Raw genomic sequence first — 13,850 nt, forward strand, 5'->3', positions numbered from 1 at the left:
GCGAGACAGGGCTGCGCATGAAAAGGGCCGGCGCGCCGCGCCAGCCCTTGCGCGGGCATCAGCCGGCGCTGTGCTCGACCAGCATCAGCGCATCGAGCGCCACCACGCCCTGCCCTTCGGGCAGCACGATGACCGGGTTGAGGTCGATCTCGCGGATGGCCGGCGTGCCGCGCAGCACCTGGCCCAGGCGCACGATGAGTTCGGCCAGCGCCTGGCGGTCCAGCGCCGGGGCGCCACGGTAGCCGTGCAGCAGCGGAGCGCCCTGCAGGCGGTCCAGCTCGCGCAGCACCTCGCCGGTGGACAGGTCGGCGTCCAGCAGGCGCGCATCGCGCATGATCTCGGCCGTCACGCCACCCAGGCCCGCCAGGATCACGGGGCCCCACTGCGGATCGTTGCGCGCGCCGATGATCATCTCCAGGCCACGCCGCCCCATGGCCTCGACCAGCACGCCGTCCAGCGCAATGGCGCTGTCATAGGCGGCCACATTCGCATGCAGCCGGCTCCAGGCCTCGCCCATGGCCTGCGCATCGGCAATGTTCAGGATCACGCCGCCTGCATCGCTCTTGTGGCTGAGGTCGGCCGACTGCGCCTTGAGCGCCACGGGCCAGCCGATCTCCGCCGCAATCGCCACGGCCTGCTCGGCCGAGGTGGCCAGGCGGCCCTTCGCAAACGGCACGCCGACCTGGGCCAGCACGGCCTTGGATTCGTACTCGGGCACCACCGTGCGGCCTGCGGGCAGGGCCAGCGCGACGGGCTGGGCATCGGTGCACTCGAAACTGCGCTCGCTGAAAGCGGTCAGGCGCTGCACGGCGCGCAAGGCACGCTCGGTGCTGGGGAAATACGGCACGCCCAGCGCACGCATCTCGGCGATGAACTCGGCAGGCACGGCCGCGCCCTCGTCCAGGCCCGCCACGATGACGGGCTTGGCCGGCCGCAGCTCGCGCACGGCGCGCAGCACGGGCGGCATCTTGATGCCGCAGGTCACCGGGTCGCCCTGGATCAGGCCGACGATGATGGTGGAAAAGCGCGCATCGCCAAACAGCGCATCCAGCGTGCGGAAATACAGGTCCGGCTCGACCAGGCCCTGGGCCGTGAGGTCCAGCGGGTTGCTCACGCCCACGAACTCGGGCAGCGCAGCCCGCAGCGCGGGCGAGTCGTCGTCGCCGATGGCGGGCAGTGCCAGGCCCAGCTCCTCGGCCCAGTCCAGCGTCAACGCCTTGAAGGCACCGGACTCGCCCAGCACGGCAACTCCAGCTGCAGCTGCTGCACCGGCTGCACCAGCCGATGGCAGCACCGGGCAGCGGATGGCGATCTCGGCGATGTCGCCCAGCTCCTCCAGCGTCTCGGCAAACACCGCGCCTGCGCGTTCCAGCTTGGTGCGCATCAGCGCATAGTCGCCGGCCATGGCGCCGGTGTGCGTGGCGGCCGAGGCGCGCGCCGCGCTGCTCTTGCCCGGATGCAGCAGCACCACCGACTTGCCCAGGCTGCGCGCACGGGCCACGGCGGCCAGAATGCGCCCGGGCTGGCGGAACTGCTCGACGATCATGGCGACCACGCGCGTGGAAGGCTGCTCCAGCAGGAAGTCCACATAGTCCTCGGCATGGCTGGCGGCCTCGTTGCCCGTGGAGATGGCGTGCGACAGCGGCAGCGCGCGGCTGGCCAGCGTGGTGCACAGCACGGTCATCATGGCGCCGCTTTGCGAGACCACGCCAATGGCGGGCCGCGCGGCATCGACCTGCTGCGCGTCGATATTCACTTCGACAAAGGTCAGCGGCACGCGCTGCAGGTAGTTGATGCAGCCCAGGCAGTTGGGGCCCTCCACCACCATGCCGGCCTCGGCGGCGATGCGTGCGATCTCGCGCTGCTCGGCCATGCCGCGCTCGCCTGCCTCGGCAAAGCCGGCCGAGAAAATCACCACCGCGCCCACGCGCCGCGCCGCCAGCGCGCGCACCGTGTCCAGCACAAAGGGCTGGGGGATGGCCAGCACGGCCACGTCAACGCCCTCGGGCAGCTGGTCCACCGAAGCCAGGCAGGCCCGGCCGGCGATCTCGCTGCGCTTGGGATTGATCAGGTGGATGTCGCCGGCAAAGCCGTTGCGCTCCAGATTGCCCAGCACCGATGCGCCCAGCGCACCCGGCGTGGCCGAGGCGCCGACGATGGCGATGGAACGCGGCCTCAGCAGCCTGCCGATGTCGGGCCGCAGGGCGGCCGCCATCTCTGTCGTTGTCATTCTTGTCTCCAATGATTAAAGCTGGGAGGCCTACCGCCCGTGGTGGACGCTGCCCAAGCGAGGGACACCGAGGAAGGGCCTAAGCCGGCCGCGCCGCCCCGCACTGAGGGTGTCGTCCCCCTCCCTCGCGAAGCGAGTTAGAGAGGGGGAAGGCGCGAAGCGCCTCAGGGGGTGACTTGCTTGCTCAAGTCGTAGGTTCCGAGACCTGGCTTGTAGGTCTTGTCGTCCAGGAACTGGCGCATGCCTTCCTTGCGGCCTTCGTTGTCATAGCTGTTGGCGGCTTCCTGGGCACGCACCAGATAGTCCTCGGCGTTGTCGTAGCTCATGTCGCGCACGCGGCGGATGGCGTCCTTGGTGGCCTTCAGGGCGATGGGGTTCTTCTGCAGCAGGGCCTCGGCCACTTCGGTGACGCGGGCCTGCAGGCGGTCGGCCGGCAGGGATTCGTTGACCAGGCCCCACTCGGCCGCCGTGCGGCCGTCGATGTTCTCGCCGAGCATGGCGTGGTACATGGCACGGCGGAAGGACAGCAGCTCCACCGCCACCTTGGAGGCGCCGCCGCCGGGCAGGATGCCCCAGTTGATTTCGGACAGGCCGAACTTGGCGTCATCCGAGGCAAAGGCCAGGTCGCAGGCGAACAGCGGGCCGTAGCCGCCGCCGAAGCACCAGCCGTTGACCATGGCGATGGTCGGCTTCTGGAACCAGCGCAGGCGGCGCCACCAGCCATAGCTCTCGCGCTGGGCCTTGCGGGTGCCGGCCAGGCCCGTGGCCTCGGTCTCGCGGAAGTATTCCTTCAGGTCCATGCCGGCAGTCCAGGCCGTGCCCTCACCGGCCAGAACGACCACGCCCACGTCGTCACGAAACTCCAGGTCGTCGAGCACGCGCATCATCTGGCGGTTGAGCTGGGGGCTCATGGCATTGCGCTTTTCGGGGCGGTTGAATTTCACCCAGGCCACGCGGCCTGTGACGGTGCAGGACACGGTCTGTTCTTCGGTACGTTCGGTGCTCATTGCGCTTCCTTGTGCAAAAGGGAAATGGGAGGTTGGACACCGATGCTTCGGATCCATAATCGTTATGATAAATAACTATTATTCGACATAGCAATACAGCGTTTACCCTAGGCCCCGCCTCCACCCAGACCGGTGGCGATGCGAATGCTTCTGCGTCGCGCATGCATGCAATGCGCGGCCCGCGGGGAATTGCGGCAGGCGTTTTGGCCGATCCGGGGGTTCACGCGATACTTGCGGTGTTCAACACAGTCAGGAGAAGAAGAACATGCAAGGCCAGCCAGAAGTCATCGAATGCCTCATAGAGCTGCTGCGCGGCGAACTTTCCGCACGCGACCAGTACTTCATCCACTCGCGCCAGTACGAGGACCAGGGCCTGCTGCGCCTGTTCGAGCGCATCGGCCATGAGATGGAAGAGGAAACCCAGCACGCCGACGCCATCCTGCGCCGCATCCTGTTCCTGGGCGGCCGCCCCGACATGCGCCCGCATGAGTTCACGCCCGGCGAGACCGTCGAAGAGATGCTGCGTAAGGACCTGGCCACCGAATACCGCGTGCGCGACAGCCTGCGCTCGGCCATGGCCCTGTGCGAGCGCCACGGCGACTACAACAGCCGCGACCTGCTGCTGGCCCAGCTGCGCGACACCGAGGAAGACCACGCCTACTGGCTGGAGAAGCAATTGGGCCTGATCGAGAAGATCGGTCTGCCCAACTACCTGCAAAGCAAGATGGGCGAACCGGCCTGAATGAAGCTCCCCCTGAGGCGCTTCGCGCCTTCCCCCTCTCTCGCTTCGCGGGGGAGGGGGACGACAGCCTCGCGGCGGGGCAGCCCTTGCTCGCTGTCCCTTGTTTTGGCCGCGCCAGTTTTTCAGGCACTTCCCATAAATGAGAGTGGGCTGTTTGCTCCACGATGAAAGCCCGAACCGGCAGCCACGATGAAACGGCAAGCCGGTCGCCCCACGATGAAACAAGAGCCCTCGAGGGCCTGAGAGAAGAGAAAAGAAAAAGGGATGGAAAGCCGCAAGGCCTTCCATCCCTTTTCATTTCCATCGGGTGCGCACCGCCGGGCGGCGGTGCAGCCCGGTGTCAGTCGTCCAGCAGCGACAGGTCGCGCACGGCGCCCTTGTCGGCCGACATCACCAGCTTGGCATAGGCCTTGAGCGCGGCCGAGACCTTGCGCGGGCGCGGCTGGGCGGGCTTCCAGCCCTTGGCATCCTGCTCGGCGCGGCGGCGGGCCAGTTCCTCGTCGGAGACCAGCACGTTGATGCTGCGGTTGGGAATGTCGATGCGGATGCGGTCGCCGTTCTTCACCAGACCGATGGCGCCGCCAGCGGCAGCTTCAGGAGAGCAGTGGCCGATGGACAGGCCCGAGGTGCCGCCCGAGAAGCGCCCGTCCGTCAGCAGCGCGCAGGCCTTGCCCAGGCCCTTGGACTTGATGTAGCTGGTCGGGTACAGCATTTCCTGCATGCCGGGGCCGCCCTTGGGGCCTTCGTAGCGCACGATGACGATGTCACCGGCCTTGACCTTGTCGTCCAGGATGTTCTGCACGGCCTCGTCCTGCGACTCGGTCACGTGGGCCGTGCCCTCGAACACATGGATGCTTTCGTCCACGCCGGCCGACTTGACCACGCAGCCGTCCAGGGCGATGTTGCCCGTCAGCACGGCCAGGCCGCCCTCCTTGGAGAAGGCGTGCTCGTAGGAGCGGATGCAGCCTTCTGCACGGTCCAGGTCCAGGCTGGGCCAGCGCGTGTTCTGGCTGAAGGCCACCTGGGTAGGGATGCCGGCCGGTCCTGCCAGGTAGAAGTGCCGCACGGCTTCGTCCTGGGTGGTGGTGATGTCCCACTGCGCCAGGCCTTCGCCCAGGGTCTTGGCGTGCACGGTGGGCACGTCGGTGTGCAGCTTTCCGGCGCGAGCCAGCTCGCCCAGGATGGCGAAGATGCCGCCGGCGCGGTGCACATCCTCGATGTGGTACTTCTGCGTGTTGGGCGCGACCTTGCACAGCTGGGGCACCTGGCGCGAGAGGCGGTCGATGTCAGCCATGGTGAAGTCGATCTCGGCTTCACGGGCAATGGCCAGCAGGTGCAGGATGGTGTTGGTGGAGCCGCCCATGGCGATGTCCAGCGTCATCGCGTTCTCGAAGGCCTTGAAGCCCACCGAGCGCGGCAGCACGGATGCGTCTTCCTGCTCGTAGTACTCGCGGGCCAGCTCGACGATGCGGCGGCCGGCGCGCTTGAACAGTTCCTCGCGGTCGGCATGCGTGGCCAGCACCGTGCCGTTGCCGGGCAGGGACAGGCCCAGGGCCTCGGTCAGGCAGTTCATGGAGTTGGCGGTGAACATGCCCGAGCACGAACCGCAGGTGGGGCAGGCCGAGCGCTCGACCTGGGCGACCTGCTCGTCGGTGTAGTTGGAGTCGGCCGCGATCACCATGGCATCGACCAGGTCCAGCTTCTTGAACTCCAGCGTGTGCGTGGTGGGATTGGCCAGCTTGGTCTTGCCCGCTTCCATGGGGCCGCCCGAGACGAAGATCACGGGAATGTTCAGCCGCATGGCAGCCATCAGCATGCCGGGGGTGATCTTGTCGCAGTTGGAGATGCACACCAGCGCGTCGGCACAGTGGGCGTTGACCATGTACTCCACCGAGTCCGCGATGATGTCGCGGCTGGGCAGCGAATACAGCATGCCGTCGTGGCCCATGGCGATGCCGTCGTCCACGGCGATGGTGTTGAATTCCTTGGCCACGCCGCCTGCGGCCTCGATCTCGCGCGCCACCAGCTGGCCCAGGTCCTTGAGGTGGACGTGGCCGGGCACGAACTGCGTGAAGGAATTGGCGATGGCGATGATGGGCTTGTCGAAGTCGCCATCCTTCATGCCGGTGGCACGCCACAGGGCGCGCGCACCAGCCATGTTGCGGCCGCCGGTGGAAGTCTTGGAACGGTATGCGGGCATGGGCAATCCAGTTGTCTGTCGTCTCGGTCCGTCCCTGGTCCTGTGGGGAAGGCCAGGGTCTGGGCGAAGATTATGGCGCAGCACCCGCCGCACCGCTGGGGCGCAGGAATGCCCCGGCCGGCGTGGACCGCCCCTTTGCAGACCCCAGGCATCGCCTGCGACGAAGCCTGCTGCGCAATTCAGATCCGATCAGCGGCGCGAACGCGTGCCCGTGCCCATGGCTTCCTTGTTCTTTTCGATGCGCTTCAGGCGCCGCTGCTCGATCTTGTCAGCCGCGCGCCGCTTGGTGTAGCCCGACATGTCCGCCCAGGCCCACCAGGCCGCCGTCAAGCCATAGGCGCCCAGGATGACGTACCACGACCAGGTGGCGACAGGTTCGATATCGGCCAGCTTGAGCAGGGTGAGCAGGACCGCAATTCCCAACAGATACATCACTTCTCCTTCGCCACAAAGCGCTTCACACGAGGTAACGCATCACGCATGCGCGCCCACTACAATGGTTCGCATAATTATTCCCGACAACACCCCAGGAACTCATGATGAAGCAGACATTGATTGCATTTGCCCTGACCGTCGCCGCCGTGGCCCCCGCCATGGCCGACCAGGCACTTGCCACCTCCAAGAACTGCATGGCATGCCACGCAGTGGACAAGAAGCTGGTGGGCCCCTCCTACAAGGATGTGGCCGCCAAGTACGCCGGCCAGAAGGACGCCGTGGACAAGCTGGCAGGCAAGATCATGAAGGGCGGCAGCGGCGTCTGGGGCCCGGTTCCCATGCCCGCCAACCCCCAGGTCAACGAAGCCGATGCCAAGAAGCTGGCCGCCTGGGTGATGTCGCTGAAGTAGGCTCCGCCTTTCCTTCGGGGCCCCGCCTCAGGGCCCGCAAAAAAACCGCGCAACGCAAGTCGCGCGGTTTTTTCATGGTCCGCCGGTGAATCCGGGCCCGGCCCCCTTACCTGTAGTCCGCAGCGCCCGTGCCGGGCTGCTGGTGCAGGCGTACCTGCTGCTCCAGCTGCCCCACATAGGCGGCCGTGCTGTTGTCCGACTCCTGGGCGCGCTGCACCAGATGGGCCTCCAGCGCATCCAGCCGCGCCATCAGCACCTCCTTGTCACGCGCATGCAGGTCTTCCAGCACGGTGCGCAGCTCGGTGAAGCGCGAGGCCTCGGCCTTGTCGGCCAGGTCGCGCTGGGCCTGCATTTCCTTGGCGTGTCGGCGCGCCTCCATCAGCACCGAGCCCTGCAGCCACAGCACATAGGCGACGAAGAACACGCCCAGCAGGCAGGTCAGCGCCAGCATCAGCACGCCCAGCGGCGCCTGGACATCGGTGACGCCCAGCGACACGACGGATGGCGCGGCCAGCGTGTTCCAGTTGAATGCCGCCAGCAACGCGATCAGGGCCACGGTGATCAGCAGCGACAAGGTTCTCAGATTCATGGTGAAAGGCCTCCCTCGGCAGTGGTGAAAGCAACAGCTTCGGTTGTACCGCAACCATCATGCCTGAGCTGTCGGCCCACACAAAATAGGACTGCAAGACAGGGCGCCGCCCGCAGTCCGGCCAAGAAAAAACCGGAGCCAGGGCTCCGATTCTTCATGGCGGTCGTGTCGGACCTCAGTTCGTCTCGGCCAGCTGGTCGAGGATGGCCGGGTTCTCCAGCGTGCTCGTGTCCTGGGTGATGGCCTCGCCCTTGGCAATCGAGCGCAGCAGGCGGCGCATGATCTTGCCGCTGCGCGTCTTGGGCAGGTTGTCGCCGAAGCGGATGTCCTTGGGCTTGGCGATGGGGCCGATTTCCTTGGCCACCCAGTCGCGCAGCTCCTTGGCGATCTGCTTGGCTTCCTCGCCCGTGGGGCGTGCCCGCTTCAGCACCACGAAGGCGCAGATGGCCTCGCCGGTCAGATCGTCGGGGCGGCCCACGACGGCGGCCTCGGCCACCAGATCCGTCTTGGCGACCAGGGCCGATTCGATCTCCATCGTGCCCATGCGGTGGCCGGAGACATTGAGCACGTCGTCGATGCGGCCGGTGATGCGGAAGTAGCCCCGGTCCTCGCTGCGCACGGCGCCGTCGCCTGCCAGATAGGTCTGCCCGCCGAGTTCGGCCGGGAAATAGCTCTTCTTGAAGCGCTCGGGGTCGCCCCAGATGGTGCGGATCATGCTGGGCCAGGGCTTGGTGACCACCAGCAGGCCGCCTGCGCCGTTGGGCAGTTCGTGGCCGGTCTCGTCGACGATGGCGGCCATGATGCCCGGCAGCGGCAGCGTGCACGAACCCGGCACCAGCGGCGTGGCACCCGGCATGGGGGCGATCACGTGGCCCCCGTTTTCGGTCTGCCAGAAGGTGTCCACGATGGGGCAGCGCTCGCCGCCCACATGCTTGTGGTACCACATCCAGGCCTCGGGATTGATGGGCTCGCCCACGCTGCCCAGCAGGCGCAGGCTGGACAGGTTCCAGTTCTTCGGATGCACGGCGGCATCGCTGTCGGCGGCCTTGATCAGCGAGCGGATGGCCGTGGGAGCCGTGTAGAAGATGGTGCAGCCGTGGCGCTCGATCATCTGCCAGAAGCGGCCCGCATTGGGGAAGGTGGGCACGCCCTCGAACACGATCTGCGTGGCGCCAGCGGCCAGCGGGCCGTAGGCCACGTAGGTGTGGCCCGTGATCCAGCCGATGTCGGCCGTGCACCAGAACACGTCGCTGGGCTTGAGGTCGAAGGTCCACTCCATGGTCTGCTTGGCCCACAGCACGTAGCCGCCCGTGCAGTGCTGCACGCCCTTGGGCTTGCCGGTGGAGCCGCTGGTGTAGAGGATGAACAGCGGGTGCTCGGAATCCACGGCCACGGGCGCGCACTCCGTGCTCTGGCCGGCCAGGATCTCGCCGAAGGTCTTGTCGCGGCCCGCCGTCATGGCACAGGCCGTGGCCGTGCGCTCGTAGACGAAGACATGGCGCACGGCCTCGCAGCCGCCCAGCGCCAGCGCGTCGTCCACGATGGCCTTGAGCGGCAGTTCCTTGCCGCCGCGCATCTGGTAGTTGGCGGTGATCACCGCCACGGCGCCCACGTCGACGATGCGTTCCTGCACCGCCTTGGCCGAGAAGCCGCCGAACACCACGCTGTGCGTGGCGCCGATGCGCGCGCAGGCCTGCATGGCCACCACGCCCTCGATGGTCATGGGCATGTAGATCAGGACACGGTCACCCTTTTGCACGCCCTGCGCCTTGAGCGCGTTGGCGAACTGCGAGACGCGCTCCAGCAGCTCGCGGTAGCTGACCTTGGTGACCTCGCCGCCATCGGCCTCGAAGATGATGGCCGTCTTGTGCTCGACGGCCGTGCCCATGTGCTTGTCCAGGCAGTTGGCGCTGGCATTGAGTTCGCCATCGGCAAACCAGCGGAAGAAGGGGGGATTGCTGTCGTCCAGCACCTGGGTGAAGGGCTTGGACCAGACCACGTTCTCGCGCGCCAGGCGGGCCCAGAAGCCCTGGTAGTCGTTCTCTGCCTCGGCGCACAGCGCCTTGTACTGCTCCATGCCGGAGATGCGGGCCTTGGCGGCAAAGTCTGCCGGCGGCGGGAAGACCCGGTTCTCCACCAGTACCGATTCAATGGGGGATGCTGTTGCGGTGCTCATGCTTGCTTGTCTCCTGGGCTGGCCAAATAAAAATTGTGGTGTGACTGTCGGGGGCCGGTCTTACATGCCACTGACTGAAACACCCTTGGGCGCGTCTACCTGGGGATTCCCCGCAGTTCCTGGCTGTCACCGGCAATGGCCTGTTTCGCCGCTAAAATCGCGCGCCCGTTTTCCACGGCCATTGTCCCCTCCCATCCACGCCCCCACGCAAGACAAGCGCGACCGACCACCATGGCCCGCCAGCAAAACTCCAACCGAGCCCCCGGCTCCCCCCTGCGTCCCCTGCCCTCCCTGATCTTCGCCAGCCGCTGGCTGCAGCTGCCGCTGTACCTGGGCCTGATCGCCGCCCAGGGCGTCTATGTCTGGCACTTCCTGCTGGAGCTGTGGCACCTGATCGAGGCCGCCTTCGGCAACCAGGAAGCGCTGCAGGCGCTGATCACCAGCATCGGCTACAAGCACGATGCGCCCATCGGCGCGCTCAACGAAACCATCATCATGCTGGTGGTGCTGGCGCTGATCGACGTGGTGATGATCTCCAACCTGCTGATCATGGTCATCGTGGGCGGCTACGAAACCTTTGTCAGCCGTCTGGGCCTGGACAGCCACCCCGACCAGCCCGAGTGGCTGGGCCACGTGAACGCCTCCATCCTCAAGGTGAAGCTGGCCCTGTCCATCATCGGCATCAGCTCCATCCACCTGCTCAAGACCTTCATCAACGCAGGCAGCTACGACGTGAAAGTGCTGATGTGGCAGACCATCATCCACGTCACCTTCCTGGCCAGCGCCCTGGCCATCGCCTACACCGACAAGCTGATCAACAGCACGGCCGGCAACCACTGAGCCGGCGGCATCCCACACCGAAGCCCCGCAGCGCCAGCCGCTGCGGGGCTTTTTTCATGGGCGGGCGCAGGCACGCTTTTTGCCGCAGATCGGGCCTGAAGCTTTCCTCAAGCTGACGCTTGACCGATTTTATTCATCGATGACAGCATATGCCTTGTGAATCATGATCTCTATGCTCTCATTAAGTGAGCAAATACTGACCGGATTGCAGCCCTCAAGGGCTTGAAACAGCCCGAAACAGGCCTTTTCCGGCTCATGCGTTTTGACGCAGTAAAACCTGTTTTATATAATTTCGGCTTCTTTACAACCTGCCAAGCAGGTCATCGGCACCGTCTTCACGGCCTGCCGATCCCTCCGGCGGATCGTTGTGCTCCCGGCACAGCCCCGTCAACCGGGCCGAAACTCGGTCCTGATGTTGTGGGGCATCGCGCTGGCTGATCTTCAGCCACGATGCCCGCCTGAGACACCGCGCGCGCTTGCCGCCGGCTGCTCTCGACCTCTGGCTCTTGCGCACCGCTTCGCGTGCCATCCGAGCCGTCTCGGGTGCTTTCGCACCTGTTTGAATTCCAGCAACGGGGGACGGCCGTCCCCTGCAGCGAACGGCATCAGGGCTTCATTTTTGGCTTGCGCGCCAGCGTCTTCGCCCGTCGAGGACGCTGGACTGTGTTCCATCTCACCCAAAAGGAGAACGCCACAGTGGCCAAGCAGATCATCATCGATCATGTGTTCAAGGTTTTCGGGGACGACCCCAGGACCGCACTCGAGCTCGTCCAACAAGGCCTGAGCAAACAGGAGATCCTGGAGCGCACGGGCCAGTCCATCGGCGTGTTCGACGCCGACTTCACCATCGAGGCCGGCGAGATCTTCGTCGTCATGGGCCTGTCGGGCTCGGGCAAGTCCACCCTGGTGCGCATGCTCAACCGCCTGATCGAGCCCACGGCCGGGCGCATCGTGGTCGATGGCCAGGACATCAATGCCCTGAGCGAGCGCGATCTGCGCGCGCTGCGCCGCAAGGACATCTCCATGGTGTTCCAGTCCTTTGCGCTGATGCCGCACATGACGGTGCTGGACAACACGGCCTTCGGCCTGGAGCTGGCCGGCGCCGACAAGGCCGAGCGCCAGAAGCAGGCCCAGGCCGCGCTGGAGCAGGTGGGCCTGGGCGCCTGGGGCGCCAGCTATCCCGACGAGCTGTCGGGCGGCATGCAGCAGCGCGTGGGCCTGGCCCGGGCGCTGGCGTCCGATCCGTCCATCCTGCTGATGGACGAGGCCTTCTCGGCCCTGGACCCCATCATCCGCACCGAGATGCAGTCCGAGCTGCTGCGCCTGCAGCAGATCCAGCGCCGCACCATCGTCTTCATCTCGCATGACCTGGACGAGGCCATGCGCATCGGCGACCGCATCGCCATCATGAAGGACGGCCAGGTGATCCAGGTCGGCACGCCCGACGAGATCCTGCGCAGCCCCGCCGACGACTATGTGCGCAGCTTCGTGCGCGGCGTGGACGCGGCCTCGGTCTTCAAGGCCGGGGACATTGCGCGCCAGGCCCTGACCGTGGTGTCGGAGCACAGCGACCGCGGCTGCCGCGCAGCCCAGCGCCTGCTGGAAGACTCCGACCGCGACTACGCCTATGTGGTCAACGCGCGCCGCCGCTTCCTGGGCGTGGTGTCCTCGCAATCGCTGCGCGACGCACTGCATGGCCGCCCGGGCATGCTGGGCCTGAGCCACGCCTTCCTGCCCAACGTGGAGCCGCTGTCCGCAGGCACGCCCGTGGCCGAGCTGTTCGGCCCCGTGGCCGCTGCGCCCTGCGCGCTGCCGGTGACCAGCGACGACGGCCAGTTCATGGGCGTGGTCAGCCGCACCACCATGCTGCGCTTCCTGGACCGCGACACGCCGCCCGTGCCGCCGCCGCAGGAGATCGTGCCGCCCGTCACGCTCAACCCGCATTTCCCGGCCTCCAACGCCCCCACCGACGCCCCCACCGTCGCGCCGACCGTGGAGCCGATCGAACAACGACAAGGAGATGCCGCATGAGCGATGCCAACAACAACCTGAACCCGAACACCGCCGCTGCCGCCACCGATCCCTGGGCCGAAGCGAGCGCAGCCCCTGCTTCCACCGATTCCGCAGCCTCTGCAAGCGCCGATCCCTGGGCCACCGCCGCCACGCCGGCACCCGATGCCTCGCCCGATCCCTGGGGCGCTGCCAGCAGCGGCGATGCACCGGGCGGCGACTGGCTGGGCGCGTCGGCCGGGGTTCCCGACGACGCACAGGCCAGCCTCTGGCACCAACTGACCACGGACGGCCTGCCCGTGCAGGGCTGGATCAACAGCGGCCTGGAATGGGTGGTCCACCATTTCCGCCCCTTCTTCCAGGCCGTGCGCACGCCCATCGACGGCACGCTGTCGGGCATCACCGATGCCATGCTGGCCCTGCCCTGGCCGCTGCTGATCCTGATCCTGACCCTGGTGGCCTGGCAGTTCGCGGGCCGCGCCATGGCCATTGGCGCCGCCGTTTCGCTGGTGGTGGTCGCCATGCTGGGCATCCGGCCCGAGGCCATGGTGACGCTGTCCCTGGTGCTGACCTCGCTGGTGTTCTGCATGGTCATCGGGCTGCCCGTGGGCATCCTGCTGGCCTCCAGCGACCGTGCGCAGCGCTGGACACGCCCGCTGCTCGACGCCATGCAGACCACGCCGGCCTTCGTCTACCTGGTGCCCGTGGTGATGCTGTTCGGCATCGGCAACGTGCCCGGCGTGATCGTGACCATCATCTTCGCGCTGCCGCCGCTGATCCGCCTGACCAACCTGGGCATACGCCAGGTGCGCCCCGACCTGATCGAGGCCAGCCGCGCGTACGGCGCCTCGCCCTGGCAGCTGCTGTGGAAGGTGCAGCTGCCGCTGGCCATGCCGTCCATCATGGCCGGCGTGAACCAGGCGCTGATGCTGTCGCTGTCGATGGTGGTGATCGCCTCCATGATCGCCGTGGGCGGCCTGGGCCAGATGGTGCTGCGCGGCATCGGCCGCCTGGACATGGGCCTGGCCACCGTGGGCGGCCTGGGCATCGTGCTGCTGGCCATCGTGCTGGACCGCATCACCCAGGCCATGGGACAGACCACCCGTGGCGGCGCGCGCTGGTGGCACAGCGGCCCCGCCGGCTGCATTGCCCGCCTGCTGGGCGCCGGCAGCAAGCCAGTTCATCGCGGCAGCACCAGCTGAACGCCTTGC

At 66.9% G+C, this 13,850-nt stretch carries 11 protein-coding genes; 5 read left to right on the plus strand and 6 right to left on the minus strand.

Translation table 11 applies throughout. From position 1 onward, the window contains the following. Window positions 1-58: 58 nt before the first annotated feature. Window positions 59-2,230, minus strand: a complete 2,172-nt coding sequence (locus AAN986_RS18845) for an acetate--CoA ligase family protein (RefSeq protein WP_047217623.1) — start codon at window positions 2,228-2,230, stop codon at window positions 59-61. 164 nt (window positions 2,231-2,394) lie between these two features. Then, window positions 2,395-3,237, minus strand: a complete 843-nt coding sequence (locus AAN986_RS18850; protein WP_047217622.1) for a p-hydroxycinnamoyl CoA hydratase/lyase — start codon at window positions 3,235-3,237, stop codon at window positions 2,395-2,397. A gap of 265 nt (window positions 3,238-3,502) precedes the next feature. On the opposite strand from AAN986_RS18850, the gene bfr reads away from it, so the two are divergent. After that, complete coding sequence (gene bfr, locus AAN986_RS18855; RefSeq protein ID WP_016445182.1) at window positions 3,503-3,979, plus strand: bacterioferritin; 477 nt, start codon at window positions 3,503-3,505, stop codon at window positions 3,977-3,979. 340 nt (window positions 3,980-4,319) lie between these two features. On the opposite strand, the gene ilvD is transcribed toward bfr, so the two are convergent. Next, window positions 4,320-6,179 (minus strand): dihydroxy-acid dehydratase, encoded by a 1,860-nt coding sequence (gene ilvD, locus AAN986_RS18860; protein WP_016445181.1) that lies wholly within the window; start codon window positions 6,177-6,179, stop codon window positions 4,320-4,322. A 189-nt stretch (window positions 6,180-6,368) separates the two neighbouring features. Beyond that, complete coding sequence (locus AAN986_RS18865; RefSeq protein ID WP_016445180.1) at window positions 6,369-6,611, minus strand: TIGR04438 family Trp-rich protein; 243 nt, start codon at window positions 6,609-6,611, stop codon at window positions 6,369-6,371. Between the two features lie 107 nt (window positions 6,612-6,718). On the opposite strand from AAN986_RS18865, the gene AAN986_RS18870 reads away from it, so the two are divergent. Next, on the plus strand, window positions 6,719-7,024 hold the full coding sequence (locus AAN986_RS18870) for a c-type cytochrome (RefSeq protein WP_016445179.1): 306 nt from the start codon (window positions 6,719-6,721) through the stop codon (window positions 7,022-7,024). A gap of 106 nt (window positions 7,025-7,130) precedes the next feature. Here AAN986_RS18870 and AAN986_RS18875 read toward each other — a convergent pair whose 3' ends face one another. Next, complete coding sequence (locus tag AAN986_RS18875; RefSeq protein WP_016445178.1) at window positions 7,131-7,613, minus strand: hypothetical protein; 483 nt, start codon at window positions 7,611-7,613, stop codon at window positions 7,131-7,133. 175 nt (window positions 7,614-7,788) lie between these two features. Further along, entirely contained in the window at window positions 7,789-9,789 is a 2,001-nt protein-coding gene (gene acs / locus AAN986_RS18880) for an acetate--CoA ligase (RefSeq protein ID WP_016445177.1), read from the minus strand. Window positions 9,790-10,020: 231 nt separating this feature from the next. On the opposite strand from acs, the gene AAN986_RS18885 reads away from it, so the two are divergent. From AAN986_RS18885 to proW, 3 genes are all read left to right on the plus strand, one after another. Next, on the plus strand, window positions 10,021-10,629 hold the full coding sequence (locus AAN986_RS18885; protein WP_016445176.1) for a TIGR00645 family protein: 609 nt from the start codon (window positions 10,021-10,023) through the stop codon (window positions 10,627-10,629). Between the two features lie 696 nt (window positions 10,630-11,325). After that, a complete protein-coding gene (gene proV, locus AAN986_RS18890) occupies window positions 11,326-12,660 on the plus strand; it encodes a glycine betaine/L-proline ABC transporter ATP-binding protein ProV (RefSeq protein ID WP_156179777.1) in 1,335 nt (444 codons plus the stop codon). Further along, a complete protein-coding gene (gene proW / locus AAN986_RS18895; protein WP_047217619.1) occupies window positions 12,657-13,841 on the plus strand; it encodes a glycine betaine/L-proline ABC transporter permease ProW in 1,185 nt (394 codons plus the stop codon). The genes proV and proW overlap by 4 nt, the downstream gene beginning before the upstream one ends. Window positions 13,842-13,850 lie beyond the last annotated feature (9 nt).

The sequence above is a fragment of the Delftia sp. DS1230 genome (genome assembly GCF_040112715.1).
Taxonomy (GTDB): Bacteria; Pseudomonadota; Gammaproteobacteria; order Burkholderiales; family Burkholderiaceae_C; genus Comamonas; species Comamonas tsuruhatensis.